The sequence below is a fragment of the Saccharopolyspora sp. ID03-671 genome, from assembly GCF_045278815.1.
GTDB classification, from domain to species: Bacteria; Actinomycetota; Actinomycetes; order Mycobacteriales; family Pseudonocardiaceae; genus Saccharopolyspora; species Saccharopolyspora ipomoeae.
This window is the reverse complement of record NZ_CP134054.1, coordinates 7013806-7033005: the sequence shown is the minus strand read 5'-3', so window position 1 is coordinate 7033005 and position 19200 is coordinate 7013806. Positions and strand designations below refer to the sequence as shown.

The following is a 19200-nucleotide window of genomic DNA, read 5'->3' as shown; positions in this document are numbered from 1 at the left end:
CGAGCGAGGCGGGCGCCCCGATCTTGCACCGGCGGCCACAAGCAAAAATCGCGCCAGCTGCGATCAAACCTCGCGAGCACTGCAAGGCCACCCGGAAACCCGCTATACGAGGAAGGTTAGTAGCCTGGTTGACTGACCAACATGGGAGGTTGATGTGCGAACGGCCGCCGTACTGACGAGCGCGGTCTGCGTGGCCACTTCGGCGTGGGCTGCCCTGTTTCCGGGAGTGGCGGCCGCACACACGGAGCTGATCGGAAGCACGCCGACTGACGGCACCTCGGTACCGTCTAGACCACAGGCGGTGGAACTTACCTTTAGCGATCCACTACAGACAGGGTTCACCACGGTCGTCCTCAACGACGACGCGGGACGCCAGGTGCCTACACAGCCCCCCACCGTTACCGGAAACAGTGTGAGCCTCCCCTTCCCGACCGACGCGCCCGGCGAGTATGCGGTCGCCTATCGCGTGCTATCACAGGATGGTCATTCGGTTAGCGGAGCAATCCGGTTCACCGTGCAACAGAGCACAGCTGCGCAGAATTCACTCCCTTCGGCACCCGGCCAGTCCTCCCCTGAAACGTCGACCCCTGGCCCGGCAACACCTGATGACAACGCATCCACGCAAGCAGCATGGTGGCTCGGCGGCATGGCAGTCGCAGTGCTGCTACTCGGCGGTGCTGTGTTCGTCGCGCTGCGGCGGCGTCCGGACGAGAAATCTGATGAGTAACCGAACTCGCTCAGCATCCGACCGCAGTGACGTAGGAACGCGAGCCATGGTCGCCGCTCTTGGTGCCGCCGTGGTCGTCGGCGGCCTCGCACTCTGGTGGGGTGGAGGTGTGACCGAACGGGGAGCGCTGCTGGGACTCCCCGACCCCGGCCCAGTCACCCAGTTGGCGCTGCCCACGACTCGAGTCTTGATGGACTTGTCCGCAGCCTCGACCGTCGGTTTGCTCCTGGCAGCCGCGATGCTGGCTCCCCGGCGCAACACGGCGAGTGAACGCTGGCTGTTGAGCCCGCATGCCTATCGATGGGTCCGTGCAGCCGGTTGGACCAGCTTGGCGTGGTTGCTTTCAGCCGTACTCGGCGTCGTCTACACCGTGTCGGACATTCTGGGGCAACCGGTCGGTCGATTTGCGACCAGCACGGCAGCCTGGACCATCGCGCTGGACCTGGAGCCGGTGCAGGTGCTTCTCTGGGTCGTCGCGGCCTCGGCGGTTCTAGTGGTGGGCTGCCGCGCGGTGTTATCAGTGCGCGGTGCAGCGATGCTGTTCGTGCTCGCGATCCTCGGCACACTACCTCCCGCATTCGGTGGCCATTCCGCTGGATCCGGCAACCACCAACTGGCGGTCTCCGGCATGCTGCTGCACGTGATCGGTGTCGTGGTGTGGACCGGCGGTCTGCTCGCGCTTCTGCTCTCGTGGCAGCTGTCCACTTCGGATCTTGGCCGTTCGGTCCACCGGTATTCGCGGCTCGCCGGCTGGTGCCTTCCCGTCGTCGCGTTGAGCGGCGCGGTAAACCTCGTGGCCAGGTTGGGATTGACCAGCGCATTGTGGGAATCGAGCTACGGCCTGCTGGTGGTGGCGAAGATCCTTGCCCTGGGCATGCTGGGCGGCCTCGGCTTCCTGCATCGACAACGAACGATCCCGACCTTGGATCGCGGACGCAGGGGCCTGTTCGCGCGTCTGGCCTCCGTGGAGATCGTCGTCTTCGCGGCCACCATCGGTCTCGCTGTCGGCCTTACCCGCACACCACCACCCGCCACTGGCGCACCGGAAACCGACCGAGCCACGGAGCTGTTGGGCTTCCCCATGCCGGGCCCGCCCGATGTGAAGTCGCTCCTCGTGGACTGGCTGCCAGAGCCCATCTTCTTGGCCGCCGCGGCGGTCGGCATCGGTCTCTACCTTGCGGCAGTGCGACGTCTGGTCCACCGAGGTGAGTCCTGGCCGGTGAGCCAAACCGCGGTGTGGATCACCGGCTGGGGCGTCATCGTCCTGTTGACCAATGGCGGCCTCGCCCGCTACGGGTACGTCCTGTTCAGCGCTCATCTCGTGCAGCACCTCGCCCTCGCCATCGTGGCACCAGCCTTGCTCCTGTTGGGGCGCCCCACAGCACTCGCGTCGCGTGCTCTCCCAGCGACTTCGGACCCCCGTTGGCCCGGTCCTCACGAATGGCTGCATAGCACGATGCAGTGGCCCCCCATGCGGTTCCTCCTGCGTCCTGACGTTGCGCTGGCTATCCAGGTGGCGGTGTTGGCCGCAATGTATTTCGGAGGGTTCTACGAGTTCGCGCTTCGTTCCCACGCCGCACACCTGACCATGTCCCTGCTGGTTCCCGCCACCGGGTACGTCTTTCTCTCGAGCATCAACGGTGCCGACGCCACACACCGGCTCCGAGGCGGGTATCGGATTGCATTGCTCGCCGCCTACGTCGCCGTGCCCGCCCTCCTCGGATTGGCGTTGCTGCATTCCCAAGCCTCTATCGGCGAAAGCTGGTTCGCGGCACTGCGCCGCCCCTGGGGCGGCACAGCCCTCGCCGATCAACAACTCGCGGGCTCGATCGCGCTCTTGGCCGGAGCGACCGCTGCCCTGGTGGTTGTCATCGCGCTACTCGTCACGCAACGTCGGCGGTTAGTGCCCTGCGTCAGAAATTCGTTGTAGATATCGAGCGCGGGAGTCGAGGAGTTCCCCAGCGGTCTTCCAGAAGGATGGATTGGGGCTGGCGGTCCAGTGCTGGCGAGTTGGTCGGTGAAGTGAGCGAGCCAGGGTTCCACTGGTTGCTCCAAGACGATCCGGCCATCAGTGAAGGCCTATAGCCCCTGGCCGACAACCTATCCGGCCGTACAGTCCATGCATGGTCATGCTGCGGACCGAGGTCACCATCGGCGCTCAGACGTGGCTGTTCGTCACAGCGAGGATCGGGACCGACGCGGTCACCGGCAAAGACGAACACGAGACGGCGGTCATCGAGCCCGGAGCCAGAGTTCCGAAGCCCGTCCGGCGCTGCCTGACCCAAGAGCGGGCCTACCAGGCCCATCACACGCTCGTGGATGACCTCGCCGCGACCGCACACGGCTACGCAGAAATCAGGTCCTACCCGTAGAGATCAGCCACCTTCAACATCGGCGCCAGGACCTGGGCGATCTCCACAACACGGATGGGCTTGGATTCAAGCGGCGTAGAGCTGTTCGAAACTACGACCATCGAGCCGGACGGGGAGGCGGGAGGGTCCGTCCGCCATCGTGCCACGGCTGCCAACCACCAAGCACAGCAGCGGTGTCGTTCGCCTGCCCACGCTGATCGAGGCGCCCATCGGGTCGTCGAGAAGCAAGGCCGGCGCCGACCACGTCATTCGCCGCCTTCCGCGCCGAACCCAACTGCCCTGCGCCTACCCCAACGCAGCGCCTTCGAGCTCCCGCCGATGCCACTCACGAACCTGCACGTCCCGACACCGCAGCTTCGCCGAGCCCGATCATCGAAGGGCCACCCAGTAGACGGCGCATCTCACACCTCACCCCAAACCCCAAACCCACCAACCAAAGATCACCCATCCAGGCGACCAAGAACCACTCCCACCTCGCGACCCCACTTAACACCCCAAGATCAACAACTCCCACAATCCTCCCAATAATGCGGAGACCCGACCCCTGGCGCCCGCACAGCAGTCCGACCAAGATCGACACCGCAACAAAAACAGCCCGCCGACCTGCACTTACGTGCAGGTCGGCGGGCTGTTCAACCGGTCGGGACGGCGGGATTCGAACCCACGACCCCTTGACCCCCAGTCAAGTCGGAGGTCACCGGCATGCTCAAGCCCATTTTCCCAGGTCGCTGTGCAGTCTAACCGGCGCAGTAAAAGGGTCCACCGACACTGATCTCAAACGGGAGCGTTTTCGCTGGTCATATGCGCTTTTCGTCGCACTATACGTCTCAGTTACCGAACCTCAACGGGCGTCCGGTGGTCCCGAACAGATCGCGCAAGGCGCCTTGACTGAGGTGATTCCGACCGGCCAGTCGTGACTTACAGCTCAGGTATCGGGACCGCACTCCACGACTGGCGCCAGCCGGCCCAGAGGTGCATGCGGCCGGATTCTCGGCGGTTGCGATCCTCGCCAGTCCCAGGTGGGCTGGCGCCACGGCGGCCAGCTCGCGCACTGTCGCGGGGTGCAGCCGGTTGCGATCCTCGCCAGCCGGGGACTGGAGAGAATCGCAACGTCGGCAACCGCAACGAACAGCTTCACACGGCACGCCTGGTGATGGCACAGCTCTACGTCGAGCGATCCGAGCACCTCGCACGCTCGCTGGACGGATAGGTTCTCGGCACGTTGGTGGCTGGCGCAGGATGCGAGGGTCACACCCGGCGATCACGCTGATCCGGGCCCCGGCGGGATCAGCGATCGTCTTGGGTGGCTCCTCCGCTCCATTTTGGCTCCAGAGCAGGAAACCCTTCGTTGTTGAACGCATGAATCACATCCCGGACGCAGTCCTGACTGACGTCCAGCAGATGCGCGATGTCGGGCACCAACCGGCCCTGCGCCGAGGCCCACACCACGATCGCCCGCCGCAGCTTGACCTGCTGATCCGCTGAAGGCGCTGCCCCTCGACCATGGCGACCAGCGCACGAACACCTCCGGACGGCGCGGCATCCACCCCCTCCACAACACTTCGGAAGAACCATGCCCGACACCCACCAGCTAAGGATCAATAACCCGATCAAGGTTCATAGACGAGGCACTAGAATCCATCCCCCCGGGGAGTGTCCGGCAAATCGAGGCGCGGATCAGGTGTTCAGAAGGCGCATGGCCGTCTCCGCGTAACGCGCTCCGGACACGTCGATGCCCGCCAGTGCCCCGTCCAGTTCGCGCAACTGCTCCGCAGTCAGCGCAAGATCAGCGGCGGCCACGTTCTCCTCCAAGTAGGCCTGGCGCTTGGTCCCGGGAATCGGGACCAAGTCCCCGCCCTGGGCCAGCAGCCATGCCAGGGCCAGTTGGACGGGGGTGCAGCCGATTCCGGCCGCCACCTCCCGAACCCGCTCGAACAGCACCAGGTTCCGCTTCAGGTTCTCACCCTGGAACCGCGGGTCGCTCCGCCGGTAGTCATCCTCGGCCAGATCGTCCAGATCGGCCAAGGCACCGGTCAGGAACCCACGTCCCACGGGCGCGTAAGGGACGACACCGATCCCGAGCTCGCGGGCGGCGGACAACACCGACTCCTCCAAGCCGCGCTCCCACAGCGAGTACTCGCTCTGCAGCGCGGCAATGGGATGCACGGTGTGCGCACGGCGCAGGGTATCGGCGTTGACCTCGGACAGTCCGAGGTGACGGACCTTGCCTGCCTGCACCAGTTCCGCCATCGCGCCCACAGTGTCCTCGATCGGGACCTCGGGGTTGCGTCGATGCAGGTAGTAGAGGTCGATGTGGTCGGTGCCGAGCCTGGACAGCGAAGCGTCGCAGGCCTGCCGGGCGTACTCCGGGGTGGAATCGATCACCGCGCCTCCGGCAGTACCGCCGGGCCCGACCGAGCGGATGCCGAACTTGGTGGCCACCACGGACTCGGAGCGCCGGGTGACCAGCACGCGGGCGAGGAGTTCCTCGTTGTGTCCGGAGCCGTAGGCGTCCGAGGTGTCGAAGAAGGAGACGCCCAGGTCGAGGGCGCGGTGCAGGGTGGCGAGGGAGATCTCGTCGTCCCGGAGGCCGTAGAAGGCGGACATTCCCATGCAGCCCAGGCCGATCGCCGAGACGCGGAGGCCGTCCGAGCCGAGTTCGCGCTGATGCACTGATGTACTCCTCTGATCAAGCTGATTCGTGTTTCGCACCGGACGTCGATGTGCGGTGGGGATACCGGCCGGTGTTGTTGGGGCGCAGGAGATATCAATCCGTCCCGGCCCGTGCCCGGTTGCGGCCGGAGAGCAGCAGCACCCCCAGCGCACCGGCCACCAACGCAGTGGCGATGCCGACGAGGGCGCGCGGGCCCGCCGGGGTGTCCACGATCAGCCCGCCGATCAGCGAACCCACGGCGATCGCCCCGTTGAAGGCGGCCACGTAGAGCGAGGAGGCGGCGTCCGACTCCTCCTTTGCCAGCCGCAGTATCCAGGTCTGCAATCCGACTGGGATCGCAGCGTAGGCCAACCCCCAGAGCAGTACCAGCGTCACCGCCGCTCCAGGGAAGTCACCGAATGCCCAGAGCAGCGCCATGACCACGGTCATCACGCCCAGGGCGCCCAGCAGTGCGCCGCGCACCGTGTGGTTGACCAAGGCCCCACCGAGGAAGTTGCCGACGATCCCGGCTGCTCCGAAGACCAGCAGCAGCACCGCGACGGTACCGGTGGCAATGCCGGTGACCGTTTCCAGGAACGGGGTGATGTAGGTGAATGCCAGGAAGTGGCCGACCATCACCAGTCCGGTGACGGCGACGGCGGTGCGCAGTCGGCCGTTGCGCAGCACTCGGAACAGCGTGCCCAGCCTGCCGTGCCCCTGCGCGGGCAGGTTGGGCATCGTGAGCATCAGCGCCACCAGGACCAGGAGACCGACCGCAGACACGGCCAGGAATGCCGCGCGCCAGCCCGCGTGCTGGCCCAGAACGGTGTCCAGCGGAACCCCGAACACCGCTGCGAGCGAGATACCGGACAGCACGATGGAAGTGGCGCGCACCGCGTGCCGGGAAGGCACCAAGCGCACCGCGATGGCCGCCGCGATGGACCAGAAGACGCCGTGCGCCAGCGCCACCACCAGCCGACCCAGGAGCAGCACCGCGTAGCTCCCGGCCACCGACGCCAGGACGTTGCCGAGGACGTAGAATACCAGCAGCCCTGCCATCAGCACCTTGCGGTCGATGCTGCCGCAAAGGGTGGTCAGCGGCGCCGCGGTCACTGCGGCGAGCAGGCCGAAACCGGTGACCAGGAAGCCGGCGGTGCCGACCGAGACGTCCACTCCCCCGGCGATTGACGGCAGCAGCCCGACCGGTACCAGTTCAGCGGTGACGAAGGAAAACACGCCGAAGGCCAGCGCGACGACCGCGGTCCAGGCCCGGACCGGTGAAACAACCGGGGCCTCACCGGCATCGGACCGCGCAGAAGTCGGCGTCGGCTCTGTCGAGCCACTGGCTGCAGTTTCCGGCGCGGAGGCCGGACGGCTCTGCTGAGTCGTCATGAAGAGGTTTCTCCTCTTGTGATTTCTGGGATTTGTGCGAGGTCGGAAAGGTTCGTGGAGGCGACCGGGGTGCCCCGGGCGCTGCGCTGTCGGGGTCAGCCGTCCGCCTTGCCGGTCAGCCGCCGCCACAACGCGTCGTCCTGCCGAAACAGCCGGTCCTTCACCTGTGTCGGCCGGATTCCCGTACCGACTGCCGTGTGCCAGTCGCGAACGAACGCCTCGCCATCCAGCAGTTGAACCGCCGGCCTTCCCAGCCGGCCGGCGCCGCGAGCGTGGCTGTACTCGGCGGACTCGATGGCGAGGGCGCGGTCCAGATTGGCCGTGAAGCGGGTGGTCTCCTGCTGGTTCCAGAGGTTGCCGGGCGCGATCGCGAAGACGTACCGACGGGTGCCGTCAGTGTCCGGCTCGACCCGACATGCCACGTTGCGCAGGCCGAGCCCCCCGGAGCCGAGGGCTGCGTGCAAGGCCCGTACGACCTGGGCCTCCCGCAGCCGTTCCCCCGCCGCGTCGGAGCGCGTCCCGCGGCCCGCGTACTCCACGCGAGGCACCCCGTCTACTCGGTCGACCACCCGGACCACGTCGCCGACGGCGTACCGGTAGAAGCCGCCGACGTGGCTAAAGACCACGTGGTAGTCCCGTCCGGACTCGATTTCGTGCGGTAGCAGGGTCGCGCTGTCCGGGGCGATATCCTGGTCGGCGGGCACGAACTCGTACACCGCCGCCGACGTGACGAGGCTGCCGCCGGAGGCATGCCGGTCCAGCGCCACACCGGTCGGGCCCTCGGACGCCGCTACCGGCGCGGGCAGCACGGTGACATCGCTGCCGAACTCGGCTCGCAGCGCGGGGAGATAGAGCGAGGCGACGCCGGTGGTCCAGCAGAACAGCGCGCGCAGCCGGGGCCACACGTGGGAGGGGCGCACAGTTCCGAAGTAGTCGGCGAGCCGCTCCATCTGATCCGCTCGCCCGGGGTCGGGCGCGTGGTGGGGCAGGCCGCCCAAGGTTCCGTCGCGGACCTCCTTCACGATCCGCGGCCACCACAGGGTCAGCTGGTACGGAACCGCAGCGATCATCGCGGGGTTGATGCCGATCAGGCACCGCAGATCGCTCTGCACGGCCAGCCGCAACCGCAGATAAGCGCGTTCGAGATGGTCGTCGGGGTCCGTGGTCACGGGCAGAGCGGCCCAGGGAGCTCCGGTGCCGGGTTCAGCGGAGAGGGGCTCGCCGAACCGGGCACCGAAGTCGACCTGGCTGGCGCCCACGTGGGGGCGGCCGTCGGCCGCGGTGGGCGGGGCTGTGAGCGGGTCGTGCTTGAGGTTGAGGACGGCGTCAGGCCGCTGGAGCACTTCGGGGAAGTGCTCGATCAGCGGGGCCCAGGCCGCGAAGTAGAACGGCATGAAGGTGGTGCTCATGAAACGCGGAGTGACAGGCACCTTCTTGCTCGCTCCGGTGCTACCGCTGCTGGTGAAGTAGACCTCGGGCGCATCGGCGGTGAGGAGGCCCCGCTCGCCGGCGGCGGTCCGCTCGATCAGAGGCGCGTGGGCAGCGTAGTCCTGCACCGGGACCGCGGAGCGGAACTCGTCCATCGTACCGATCCGGGCGAACCCGTGCCGTCGGCCGAACTCGGTATCGGCGTTGAAGGCCAACAGGTCAGCGAGAACCCGTGCCTGAGCACCCCGCATGTCCTGGTGCTCGGCGGCGATCCGCTCGCGCGCGGTGTGCACGCGCTCGCGGTAGCGGTCGGCGTGGCCGGGGGTGTGCCATGCGGAAGGGGTGGTCACGAGGTGAGCACCTCCCGTACGAGCTCAGCGGTGCGTTCGACGCTCGGCTGTTCCGGCAGCTCGGTCACCGGAAGGTCGCCGACTTCCTCCAGCAGCAGCTCGCGCAGTTCCTTCTGATACCGCTCGAACCCGGCCATGTCGCCCTTCCCGCCTTCGTGCTCTAGAGGGTTGAGGTTCGCTCCGTCGCTGCGCCGCCGCCAAGCGGACGACGGTGAGACATCGAGGTAGATCACCCGATCCGGCTGCGGGAACGTGCGCCACCAGTCGTACATCGCGGTATCCCGGACCCCGGCGATCCGGCATTTCGCGAGGATCTTGTAGTAGTACGAGTCCACGAGCACCGGCACCCGCGGGTTCCGCCCCCGCACCTGGTCCCTCATGTGCACCACGGCCGTCTGGAGCACGCTGGCCAGGAAGTCCGCCGAGTAAGCGGTTCCGAGGCCGGGCAAGAGGTAATCCTGGAGGTCGCGGCGGAGCCGGGTGATCAGGATGTGCTCGGGAGTGACGAAGGCGCTGTCCGTCGACACCAACCGCCATTCGGGCAGCAGCTCGGCGAGACGGCCCATCACCGATGACTTGCCGGCTCCGTCGGGACCGAGAAGCACGAAGAACGGTCGCCCGGCCGTCATGCCGTGATGCCTTCGACGCGTCCGGCCAATCGCTTTCGCAACTCCTCGTCCTCCCCCACGGCAACGGGGTGCCCCACGAGTTCCAGCATCGGCAGGTCAGAGACGTGGTCGCCGTACGCCCAGCAGTCGCGCGGGTCGACGTCGGGACGGGATTCCAACATCTCCAGCACGGCAGCGCGTTTGCCCGCACCGATGACCGGGGAATCGACCTCCCCGGTGTACCGGCCATCGACGACCAGAGGACGGGTGCAGAGGATGGCGTCAGCGCCCACCTCCCGCGCGAGGGGCTCCAGGAGCGGCGGGAAGGAACCGGAGACGAGGACGACGGTCGCACCATCTCCGAGGTGAGCGCTCAAAGCTTCCCTGGTCGGCTCGATGTAGAAGCCCCGGCTCGCGGTGCGTTCGGCGAACCAGGCCTCGGCGAGCCTGTCGAGCGTCTCCACCGACTCGTCGGCGTAGTGGGCATAGTAGAAGCGGTTGATGTCCGCACGGGAGGTGCCGCCGTCGGCACGGCCGCGGATCGCCGCCATGATGCGTTCGTACTCTTCCTCCCCGGTTGCTCCGTGGCGACGGACCAGCTGGTAGCGGAGGAAGTCGAACATGCTCTTGACGTTGATCAGGGTCTCATCGACGTCACTGAAGACCATGTAGGGGCGGTCCGAAGCCGGCCCGCAGCTGACATCTGACATGTAGGAAGCTCCTTTTGGGATGCCGACCGGCGGCCCGCTGCATGCGCGGACCACCGTCTGCCACTCGGTGCGAACCTCGGTCACACGGGCGATGCCTCCCCCTTCGCCACGCGGAACGCCGCGGTGCCCTGGAGGGACCGTTCGGCCGCTCGGTGCTCTTTGGCATGGGAGACCCGGGCGTCGAAGGCGGTGAATCGAACCTCCGTCACCGCTGTCTCCGATCCGCTCTGGAGCACGGCGAGTTCGCAGGAGAACGTCGTGCGGGTGTGGTGCGGCGAACGGCGTGAGAGGACTGTGCACCGAACGACCGCGGGCAGCGGGAAAAGGAAGTTGCGGTAACGGGTGTCGAAGGCATCGATCACGAAGTAGCTGTCGCCGACCGCCGTCGGGGCCAGGTAGTGCTGCTCGGCCACCGCAATGAACATCTGCCGCTCGGCTTCCATGACCAGCATGCCCTGCACGTGCTGGCCGGTGAGATGGTCGGACATCATCTCGTTGCCGGAGTCGATCAATAGGTCCGACTCGAACGTGCCGGGGTCGGTCGGGCGGGGCAACGAGATCAGCACGTTCTCGACCCGGTGCTTGTGCACGATCTCCCGTCCGGCGCGGTGACGCAGCAACTGGTCGTCGATGACGACCAAGTCCGAGAGGCCGTGCCGGGCCAACGTGTCACGTACAAACTGGACGTCGAACTCGGACACCCCTTGCCCGAGCGCCACCCGAGCCGCACCGGTGCAGCCTGGAAATTCACCCTTCCTGATCTGCCCGGCGAGCTGAGAGACCGTCAGAACACCGCTGTGCGCGGCGAATTCGGTGAAGACATCACCCACGAGGAAGAGGGAGTCGCGTTCGGCGTCGATGGGGTGGCAGGGCTCATGCGTCTCGGCAGACACGGCACACACCTCTCACTCGGAGAACCGGCGGCTCAGTTCCGGAAACCTGGGATCGCTGCCCAGTGCGCCGCCCTCCACCCAACGGTTGCGCGGCACCTCCTGGATGTAGACGGTGATCTTGTCCAGGGGGGCTCCCGTGACGCGCCGGACGGTCCGGGTCAGCTCCTCCATGAGTTCCTGCGCCTGGGCGTCGTCCTGACCGTCCCAGGTAGTGACCGAGATGATGGGCACCGGGCTTCTCCTGTTCTGAACGTCGGTGGTGCGCGGTCGGATTAGGGCTGCGGAGCGGCGACGGTTCGCAGGTCCTGGAAGGACGCGCAGCGCAGCTTGAGGTGAGCGTGAATGTCGCCGCCGAGACCGAACTCGCCGATGGCGCCGCCGTAGTTGCGCTGGTAGCTCATCCACAGCACGACCACGTTGATGATCCGATTGGCCCCGGGCAGTTCGGGGTCCGGGAACGGGTTCGGCATGGTCACGTGGTATTGGCCGTTCCCGTAGGCATCGGTGACGAAGACGTTCGGCACTCCGAGCGGGCCCGGTCGGGTCGGCTCAGCGGGGTCCAGGTCGCGTGCGCGCAACGACATCACGGTGTAAACGCTGTTCGGGACGAGCCGGGAGAAATCGAACCCGAACGTCCCGCAGTGGCCGTCGGACGTGACCCCGACCTCCAGCGTGCCGCCCGCGCTCATCCAGGCGCCGAACGTCACAGGGGAGGTGACCTTGGGTCCGTCCTCCGGGCGCACGTCCGGGATGGGCACCTCGTGGAAGGCGTAACTGGGCCGCTCGACCCGGCCGGCCTCCGGCAGCTGCTCCGGTGCGAAGACCATGGGGTAGTTGTTCAACGGCAAAGGCAGCGGAAGCGTGTGAAGGACGAGTTCCTCGTCGGCCCCTCTGGGGTCGGGGTCCAGCTCCCGTACCACGGTGTACGGGGCGAGCGTGCCGAATTCGGGCAGAGGACTGTCGGAGGAGACGAGGGCCGCACCCCACTCGGTCCGGATCGCGCCCACCGGGGTGGCCCGGTTGATCTCCCCAACCACCACGAAGTTGCCGTCGGCATCCATGACTTCACTCGGCGGGTAGAGCGGGCCCTGCGTGGTGGGACTGAGCTCGTGCGTCTCCGTCGCACCCGGGGTCGCGGTCCACGGTGCCCTGGCGGGCTCAAACACCGGCACGCTTGTAGACGCGGGTGTACAGACCACTTTCGCCACCGACGATGAATCGGTCGCCGGCCTGCTCGACGATGTGTTGGTACTCAGCGGAAGTGAAGACCTTCTGGTACTCCTCGGGCTCGCACTCGAAACCGCTCACGAACATCACGCCGGGCTGGGTGCTGAGCAGCGTGTGGTACGCCAGGAACGCAGTGACCGGCTCGGCACGGCGAACGACACCGAAGATGGTGTTCTCGCGCCACTCGCGGTAGGCCGTGTACTCCGCCGGCTTGACCTCGATGTAACGCAATTGGACGTACGGCGTCAGAGGAAGCGGGTCAGCGGTGTCCTTGGGCGCCTCGACGAACTCCAGGAGCTGGCGACGAAAGTCGCCGACGAGGTTTGCCGAGACGGCATCCCACAGACTCCGCCAGCCCACCGACAACGCGTCCAGCTCGGCGTAGTCCTTGACGGGTGTGACCTCGAGAATGCTGTCGTCCTCCACGCTGCGGAACAGAGCGCGGTCGGCCGGCGGTTCCTCGTAGTTCGACTCACTCCAGCGGGCCAGGACCTCGTCCGCCTTGCCAGGAGCGACGCCGACTTCGTTGAGAACGAGCAGAGTGGCAGACATCCAAATTCCTCTCGGCTGAATCCAAATGAGATGCGTGTGGCGTCACGACCGGACGAGAGGCCAGCACGCGGATCGCTCAGTAGAACGGAGAGAACGCGCAGCTCGGAGAGTGCTCCGGCTGGGGCTGAGCGCGCGTCAGGCTAGGGCCACGCCCTTGGCCGCGAGTGCTGTGGCCGCTTCGGCAACGGTCTGCTCGGGGACGAGTTCGTCCGTCTCGATCTCGATGCCGAAGGATTTCTGGAGACGCAGGGTGAGTTCCACCAGCAGGAGCGAGTCGACCTCCATGGCCTCGAAAGTCGTGTCCGGCGTGATCTCCGCCGTCGGCACGTTCAGTTCTGCCAGGATTTCGATTATGTGACTGGCGATCGGATTACCCACATCTTCCTCCATGAGCCTCTTGAGTGCCGAATTCGAAATTCAGAGCTTGAGCCGCAGCCGCCCCGTGGATGCAATCCTGGGCCCTGGCCGCGGGTAGAGAAAGTGTCTCTTCATGATGGTGGTGGCAACACCACCATCCGCCGAAACCGGGCGCAGCGTGATCATGTCTCGCTGCGTTGCCGGAGTGGTGCGCCGGTGTCCCGCACCGGCGCCTGCGTCCCCAGTGTTCAGCTCAGGCGACTCCGGAGTGGCCACCCGCGTACGCCCGCGCCCTTATCTGCGCAGCGGCGCCGGGCTGGTCAACGTAAACGGTCAGCGAAGACTCGGGGAACTCCGGCACTCGCATCAGAACTCGGTCGAAGATCATCACTCCTGCCTGCGGATGGGCGAATTTGCGAAGGTTCTGGTACGGGTCGTCGACCTTGTGCTGGTCCCACAGCTCGGCGAACTTCGGACTCGCCCGACGCAGTCGTTCCGCGATCCTGCCGAATTCCGGATCGTCCGGGAACCGGGCTGACTGCGCCCGGAAGTTGGCGACCAAGCCCCGAGCCACTGCTTCAGTGTCGGGATACTTCGCCCGGGTATCCGCGTCGGTGAAGAACTTCTCCAGACAGCTGTCGCCGCTCGCATTGAGACGAAACAGTGAGCGGGCGGACCCGTTGGCGAACTCGATACGCCCGTATCGATCGGTGAGGTAGGCCGGGCTGGAGGACCAGCCCTCAACGAGCGCACGCATGTGCGGGAGCACACCGACCCGGCGTCCTGCGTCCGTGCGCCGAGGCGGGTTGAGTCCGGCCAGCCGGAAGAAGTAGCTGCGCTCACTGCCATCCAACCGCAGGGCGTTGCCGATGGCCTGCACGACTTCTTCGGAGACGTTGATGTCCCGGCCCTGCTCCAGCCAGGTGTACCAGGACACACCGACACCGGCGAGCGCCGCGACCTCCTCCCGGCGCAGTCCCGGGGTGCGCCGCCGCTCGACCTTCATCAGGCCGACGTCCTCGGGCGATATTCCCTCCCGGCGCCTTCGCAAGAAATGCCGCAGCTTCGCTCGTCGCAATTGTCCGGATACTTGGGAAAGTGCAGATTCCTGCATGTATCGGCCCTTCTTCTGAACCACGCACCCCCGAACAAGCCTCAACACGGGAGAGCGAAATGAGGAGAAAAGTCAAACCAGACGAATATCGCACCTAACGCGATCCGCCGCCAACCACAACGACGACACCATTCTTCATGCGGGTCACCCGTCCTTCTGAAAAACTCGCTCGATGAACGGCTCGAGCAGTTCCGCATGCTCCCTGGTAACCGGCTTCGTCGGATACGCAAATCGCAGGTTCCGGCACTTCTGGTCATCTACCATCAGTCCGGGCAAGGAAAGCGCAGGAACCGTCGTGACCTGTTGCCGCGCCCAATCCGCGAACAACAACCCGCTAGCCCGATATTCGTCGGGCAGCCAGCTCAACTGCTCGATTCGCACATCAACAAGACCGGCGTCCAGATCGGGTGTCACATCAATCCCACCCTCCGCTGCAACCGCCTTTTCGAAGGACTCCGCAAGCTCCTCCTCGAAGAGAGTGCAGCTCGCATCGCCGGAGGCAAGCACGATCAGGGTGTGGCCCCCTGATCGTATTGACTCGAGAAGCGCCTGCTGACGTTCTGTCGAAGGCCAAACCCCGGTGAGCGACCATCTGTCAACAGCGCTGCGCTGCCACTCCAACCGGCCTAGCCCCTCAAAAATGACCGCCACTCCGTTGATCAGGAGCTCAGACATCTGTCCCCCTGTTCCATCTCGATATCAGCGGCACCACATTAAAATCCATGCGCCTCATTCCCAAATCGCGATTACCATCGCGCAATCCCTCACCACCAAGTCGCAGACAAAATGCACCTACCCCCAGGCGGAGCAACAAAACGAGACGCCTTCTTCAACTTTGAAGCCGATCAGCAATACACCCAGTCGCCTTAAGGTACCGCCATGACAACCGGCGCGCTGCGCATACGTTGCCCACCCCAGCGTTAAACGCTCCAGCAATTCCAAGCTAGCAGCCACCCAAGGGAGGCGCCATAGCCGTGTCGGAAATCACAATTCGCACGAACGCGCGTCCGATTTTTTCTTTTGATCCTCTTTCGTCTTACTCGGCTAGCAGCATTTGAGAATAGGCTGCTGCTCCGATCGTACACAGGGCTTCCAATGGTCCATCCGGGTGAAGATATTTGCGGGTTTCCGTCTTCTCAGGTGGCGCACCATTGCCGCGTGCCATGATTGCCGAGGCCAGTGGTCATGCGCATCGAGGCGTCTGAGCAACGTGCCTTCCCTTGGTGTTCCCGCTGCACTTCATTAGCGATTTGGAGTTAGTCGTGACTTCGTGCCCGATACAGCAATCCACCATTCGACCGCCGATTCCTACGCTTGCCGGCCCAAAGCCCTTCCTCGACATCGCCCCTAGCTGAACCGACAGCTCCGGGGCTCCACCTCATCTCGGTGGCGAGTCCGGGCTTCGGCTGGGCTCGGAGGTTTTCGCGGCCTGCCAACGAACCCCCGGAACGCCCTCCGGGTGCTGATCACGGTCCGCGTAGCCTGCCCGAGGAGGCATCGAGTTCCGAAAACCTCCACGTGAACAGCCATTCCAGGCTCTGCGGTGCGGGTTTCGCTGTCGGGCGGACGCGGCGGCCGGGAGAACTCGACCGGGAATCCGCCCCTCCATGTTGGACTAGATCCGGAATCCCGGTCCGTTCAAACCGTTGGTGCGATCCTGGACGGAGCTGGTCGGCTGCTCCGGGGCCGTTCGACCGCCGCTGTTTTGGCGAGTGCCCGTGCCCTTCACGCCATTCCGCGAACAGTTCCGAAGCGTGATCCTCACTACTGACATAGCGTGCCGGGGCCGCTACCTTCCGCTGTCATGGACAACGTGACCTCAAGGATCAGCAGCAAGAAGAAGCCGCGCAGTGAGCTCGCGAACTTCCTTCGCAGCCGCCGTGCCGCGCTCTCCCCCGCCGAAGTCGGCATGGGATCGGCCAGCGGTCGCACCCGAGTCGGTCTCCGCCGGGAGGAGGTCGCGGTCTTGGCCGGGATGAGCGCGTCCTGGTACGCGTGGCTGGAGCAGGGCCGCCCCATCAACGTCTCGAACGAGATTTTGGATGCGGTCAGCCGCGCGTTACGCCTCACCGAGCGCGAGCGCGTCCACCTGTACCGGCTCGCCGACGCCAATCCCCCGCTGCCGGCGCCGCGTGCGGATTCACCGGACGCCGAGGCCCTCCAGCGCGTGGTCGAAGCCAGGGCATCGGGGCCAACGTGCGCCATCGATCGGTATTGGGACGTCCTCGCTGCCAACGAACAAGCCGTCAGGATGCTCGACCTGGGGCACGAGGGCAACGAGAACTTCCTGATCAGTATGTTCACCGGATCCCACGGACGCCAGTACGCCAACCAGCCCGAGGTGGCTCGCCGGATGACAGCCCGCTTCCGCCTCCAGACGTCCTACTTCGCCGACGATCCGAGATACGAGCAGATGGTCGACCAGCTCTCCGCCGAAAGCCCGTACTTCGCCGAATTGTGGAACCGCCACGAGGTCGAGGAGTTCGTGCCCACGACCGTCGAACTGGACCATCCCGACGACGGTCCCATCTCCTTCACGCTGTACGCGATGGATCTCGACGATGTCTTCTCCGCCCGGCTGCTGATGTATCTGCTGCAGGAGTGACCGCTCTGCGCGCCGGCCTCGAAGCAGCGTTTCCCGGATGCGGTTGCGCCTGAACCGGGACCGTGGTGTTCCCGCCACCAGCGGGGCCACTCACAGCTTCAGCGAGGTCTGGCAGTGCGGTGTCCGACTTCCCGATAATCGTCGTGCGCCTCGGTGCGTCTTCGCGGCGGCGCCGCATTAGCGCCGTCCCACGTACCCGGCCGCAAGTGCCGTCCCTTCCCGTCCTTGCCGGAGGGGCGCCACCTTCCAACGGGCAACGACCACGACGTCCAACACCGGCGATCAGGGAGGGACCCTTGATGTTCGCACTGTCCCACGGACTCCTGGTGAAGGAGGCGGCGGTATGAGCAAGGCTGCGGTCCTCGCCGGGCTCGGAACGTACGTGCCGCCCCGCGTCATCACGAACGACGATCTCTCCCGAACCATGGACACCTCCGACGAGTGGATCCGCTCGCGTACTGGAATCACCCAACGCCACTGGGCCGAACCTGGTACCTCCACCGGCGATTTGGCCGTCGAGGCGGGCCTGCGGGCGCTGAAGTCGGCCGGCTCCGGCAACGTCGATCTGGTCGTCGTCGCCACGACCACTCCGGACCACCCCACCCCGGCGACCGCTCCCGATGTCGCCCACCGGCTGGGGCTGAACTCGGTCGCCGCGTACGACATCGCCGCGGTGTGCAGCGGATTCGTCTACGCCACGGCATCCGCAGCGGGCGCCATCGCCGCGGGGATCGCCGAGCGCGTGCTGGTCATCGGGGCGGAGACCTACTCCACAATCCTCAACCCCGAGGACCGCACCACCTCGGTGATCTTCGGTGACGGCGCCGGGGCCGTCGTCCTGCGAGCCGGTGAACCGTCCGAGCCAGGCGCGCTGCTCGGGCACGACTTGGGGAGCGACGGCTCGCTCAAGGATCTCATCATCGTCCGGGCCGGCGGCTCACGCCAGCCGGCCGGTGCGGTGGCCGCGTCCGGTGCGCGCCCTGCCGAGACGTACTTCCAGATGGAGGGCAAGCCGGTCTTCCAGCACGCCGTGACCCGCATGGCGGCCTCGTCCAAGACCATGCTTGATCGCGCTGGGTGGGCCCCCGAGTCGGTCAACTGGTTCGTCGGCCACCAGGCGAACATCCGGATCCTGCACGCCGTCGCCGACCAGCTGGGCATGGCCCGCGACCGCGCAGTCTGCAACCTCGACCGCGTCGGCAACACCTCGGCAGCCTCCATCCCACTGGCGCTCGGCGACGCCGTTTCCGGGGGCCTGCTGAAGCCTGGCGCCCGAGTGCTGATGAGCGCTTTCGGGGGCGGCTTGACCTGGGGTTCCACCGCCCTCGTGTGGCCGGAGATCGTAGTGGGCTAGACGTTCCAAGCGGGGCGGCCACCGGAGCAAGAGGACCGACGACACCATCCACCTCCGACGGTCATCTCACCGTGACCGATCACAGAGACCAAGGAGCTTGACGATGCCCGGTTCCAACGTCGGTTCCACACCGCTGCGCATCGCCGTCCTCGGCGCGGGCAACATCGGCCTTCCCCTGGGACGCCACTGGCTGGCCGCCGGTCACACCGTGACCTTCGGTTCCCGGACTCCGGACCGGCTCGCGTCGCTCGTCGAGGAGGCCGGCGAGAGGGCACGGGCGTCCGGGTACCCGGACGCTGTGGACGCGAGTGACGTGGTGCTGCTTTCGGTGCCACGTCCGCATCTTGAGGAGTTGCTGGAGCAAGTGGGCAACCATCTGACGGGGAAGACCGTGATCGATGCGACGAGCCCGATCGGGCTCTCCGAGGACGGCCTGTTCGTATCCGAGCTGCGCGCGGGTCTGACCCAGGGAAGCTGGTCGGCGCAGCGGCTGCCGAACAGTTCGGTGGCGCGGGCTTTCACCCACTTCCCGGACGAGCTCCTGTGGCCACGCGGGACGCAGCAGCGGCATTTCTGGGGGATGGCGGTCGCCGCGGACGACGAGGACGCGCTGGGGATCACGGAACGCCTCGTGCGGGACGCGGGCTTCGTCCCGGTACGGCTCGGAGGGCTGGACGAGTCCGCGGCGCTGGAGCCCGGTGGCGCGCTCTTCGGATACTTCTCGACGGCAGCCGGTTTGCGGAGGGCCGCAGGCATCGAGGACGATTGAAGCGCCTGTGCCCCGGATGTGCACGTCGTCGCAGGTCGTCCGGGAAATCAAGCAGGAGAGGCCGGGTTGTCCGGCCGCTCTCACACCAC

Annotated in this window: 19 protein-coding genes; 6 read left to right on the top strand and 13 right to left on the bottom strand. The window is 66.2% G+C overall.

Going from position 1 to position 19200, the window contains the following annotated elements; translation table 11 throughout:
• Positions 1-154 precede the first annotated feature (154 nt).
• The 3 genes from REH65_RS32705 to REH65_RS32695 all read left to right on the top strand — a co-directional run bounded on the left by REH65_RS32705 (position 155) and on the right by REH65_RS32695 (position 3099).
• A complete protein-coding gene (locus REH65_RS32705) occupies positions 155-727 on the top strand; it encodes a copper resistance protein CopC (protein WP_406690586.1) in 573 nt (190 codons plus the stop codon).
• Positions 728-836: 109 nt separating this feature from the next.
• On the top strand, positions 837-2657 hold the full coding sequence (locus REH65_RS32700; RefSeq protein ID WP_406690585.1) for a cytochrome c oxidase assembly protein: 1821 nt from the start codon (positions 837-839) through the stop codon (positions 2655-2657).
• Positions 2658-2850: 193 nt separating this feature from the next.
• Complete coding sequence (locus REH65_RS32695; RefSeq protein ID WP_406690584.1) at positions 2851-3099, top strand: hypothetical protein; 249 nt, start codon at positions 2851-2853, stop codon at positions 3097-3099.
• Between the two features lie 1287 nt (positions 3100-4386).
• Here the strand turns inward: REH65_RS32695 and REH65_RS32690 are convergent.
• From REH65_RS32690 to REH65_RS32630, 13 genes are all read right to left on the bottom strand, one after another.
• Positions 4387-4518, bottom strand: a complete 132-nt coding sequence (locus REH65_RS32690) for a helix-turn-helix domain-containing protein (RefSeq protein ID WP_406690583.1) — start codon at positions 4516-4518, stop codon at positions 4387-4389.
• Between the two features lie 258 nt (positions 4519-4776).
• Positions 4777-5772: an aldo/keto reductase gene (locus REH65_RS32685; RefSeq protein WP_406690582.1), complete on the bottom strand. Its 996-nt coding sequence runs from the start codon at positions 5770-5772 to the stop codon at positions 4777-4779.
• A gap of 94 nt (positions 5773-5866) precedes the next feature.
• Positions 5867-7144, bottom strand: coding sequence for an MFS transporter (locus tag REH65_RS32680; protein WP_406690581.1), 1278 nt, complete (start codon positions 7142-7144; stop codon positions 5867-5869).
• A 95-nt stretch (positions 7145-7239) separates the two neighbouring features.
• Complete coding sequence (locus REH65_RS32675) at positions 7240-8922, bottom strand: GH3 auxin-responsive promoter family protein (RefSeq protein ID WP_406690580.1); 1683 nt, start codon at positions 8920-8922, stop codon at positions 7240-7242.
• Positions 8919-9551: a hypothetical protein gene (locus REH65_RS32670; RefSeq protein ID WP_406690579.1), complete on the bottom strand. Its 633-nt coding sequence runs from the start codon at positions 9549-9551 to the stop codon at positions 8919-8921. Before REH65_RS32670 ends, REH65_RS32675 begins: the two co-directional genes overlap by 4 nt.
• The gene (locus REH65_RS32665; protein WP_406690578.1) at positions 9548-10324 is read right to left on the bottom strand and encodes an HAD family hydrolase; all 777 of its coding nucleotides are present in this window, start codon (positions 10322-10324) and stop codon (positions 9548-9550) included. Before REH65_RS32665 ends, REH65_RS32670 begins: the two co-directional genes overlap by 4 nt.
• Positions 10321-11133, bottom strand: coding sequence for an AfsA-related hotdog domain-containing protein (locus REH65_RS32660; protein WP_406690577.1), 813 nt, complete (start codon positions 11131-11133; stop codon positions 10321-10323). The genes REH65_RS32665 and REH65_RS32660 overlap by 4 nt, the downstream gene beginning before the upstream one ends.
• Before the next feature lie 12 nt (positions 11134-11145).
• Entirely contained in the window at positions 11146-11364 is a 219-nt protein-coding gene (locus tag REH65_RS32655) for a 4-oxalocrotonate tautomerase family protein (protein ID WP_406690576.1), read from the bottom strand.
• Positions 11365-11405: 41 nt separating this feature from the next.
• Positions 11406-12194 carry a hypothetical protein gene (locus REH65_RS32650; RefSeq protein ID WP_406690575.1) on the bottom strand — a complete coding sequence of 263 codons (789 nt, stop codon included), beginning with the start codon at positions 12192-12194 and terminating at the stop codon, positions 11406-11408.
• Between the two features lie 97 nt (positions 12195-12291).
• Complete coding sequence (locus tag REH65_RS32645) at positions 12292-12912, bottom strand: hypothetical protein (RefSeq protein ID WP_406690574.1); 621 nt, start codon at positions 12910-12912, stop codon at positions 12292-12294.
• A gap of 135 nt (positions 12913-13047) precedes the next feature.
• Complete coding sequence (locus tag REH65_RS32640) at positions 13048-13302, bottom strand: acyl carrier protein (RefSeq protein WP_406690573.1); 255 nt, start codon at positions 13300-13302, stop codon at positions 13048-13050.
• 220 nt (positions 13303-13522) lie between these two features.
• The gene (locus REH65_RS32635; protein ID WP_406690572.1) at positions 13523-14407 is read right to left on the bottom strand and encodes a helix-turn-helix transcriptional regulator; all 885 of its coding nucleotides are present in this window, start codon (positions 14405-14407) and stop codon (positions 13523-13525) included.
• Positions 14408-14527: 120 nt separating this feature from the next.
• Positions 14528-15058 carry a hypothetical protein gene (locus REH65_RS32630; RefSeq protein ID WP_406690571.1) on the bottom strand — a complete coding sequence of 177 codons (531 nt, stop codon included), beginning with the start codon at positions 15056-15058 and terminating at the stop codon, positions 14528-14530.
• A 1129-nt stretch (positions 15059-16187) separates the two neighbouring features.
• Here REH65_RS32630 and REH65_RS32625 point away from each other — a divergent pair.
• From REH65_RS32625 to REH65_RS32615, 3 genes are all read left to right on the top strand, one after another.
• Positions 16188-16988, top strand: coding sequence for a helix-turn-helix transcriptional regulator (locus REH65_RS32625; protein ID WP_406690570.1), 801 nt, complete (start codon positions 16188-16190; stop codon positions 16986-16988).
• Positions 16989-17331: 343 nt separating this feature from the next.
• Positions 17332-18342, top strand: a complete 1011-nt coding sequence (locus tag REH65_RS32620; RefSeq protein WP_406690569.1) for a beta-ketoacyl-ACP synthase III — start codon at positions 17332-17334, stop codon at positions 18340-18342.
• Positions 18343-18445: 103 nt separating this feature from the next.
• A complete protein-coding gene (locus tag REH65_RS32615) occupies positions 18446-19111 on the top strand; it encodes an NADPH-dependent F420 reductase (RefSeq protein ID WP_406690568.1) in 666 nt (221 codons plus the stop codon).
• The last annotated feature ends 89 nt before the right edge of the window (positions 19112-19200 follow it).

What these genes read in the sequence shown, in the direction of transcription:
- REH65_RS32640 (WP_406690573.1), bottom strand. Translation starts at nt 13,302, where the DNA reads ATGGAGGAAGATGTGGGTAATCCGATCGCCAGTCACATAATCGAAATC.
- REH65_RS32680 (WP_406690581.1), bottom strand. Translation starts at nt 7,144, where the DNA reads ATGACGACTCAGCAGAGCCGTCCGGCCTCCGCGCCGGAAACTGCAGCC.
- REH65_RS32645 (WP_406690574.1), bottom strand. Translation starts at nt 12,912, where the DNA reads ATGTCTGCCACTCTGCTCGTTCTCAACGAAGTCGGCGTCGCTCCTGGC.
- REH65_RS32620 (WP_406690569.1), top strand. Translation starts at nt 17,332, where the DNA reads ATGAGCAAGGCTGCGGTCCTCGCCGGGCTCGGAACGTACGTGCCGCCC.
- REH65_RS32615 (WP_406690568.1), top strand. Translation starts at nt 18,446, where the DNA reads ATGCCCGGTTCCAACGTCGGTTCCACACCGCTGCGCATCGCCGTCCTC.
- REH65_RS32625 (WP_406690570.1), top strand. Translation starts at nt 16,188, where the DNA reads ATGGACAACGTGACCTCAAGGATCAGCAGCAAGAAGAAGCCGCGCAGT.
- REH65_RS32670 (WP_406690579.1), bottom strand. Translation starts at nt 9,551, where the DNA reads ATGACGGCCGGGCGACCGTTCTTCGTGCTTCTCGGTCCCGACGGAGCC.
- REH65_RS32650 (WP_406690575.1), bottom strand. Translation starts at nt 12,194, where the DNA reads ATGGATGCCGACGGCAACTTCGTGGTGGTTGGGGAGATCAACCGGGCC.
- REH65_RS32695 (WP_406690584.1), top strand. Translation starts at nt 2,851, where the DNA reads ATGGTCATGCTGCGGACCGAGGTCACCATCGGCGCTCAGACGTGGCTG.
- REH65_RS32630 (WP_406690571.1), bottom strand. Translation starts at nt 15,058, where the DNA reads ATGTCTGAGCTCCTGATCAACGGAGTGGCGGTCATTTTTGAGGGGCTA.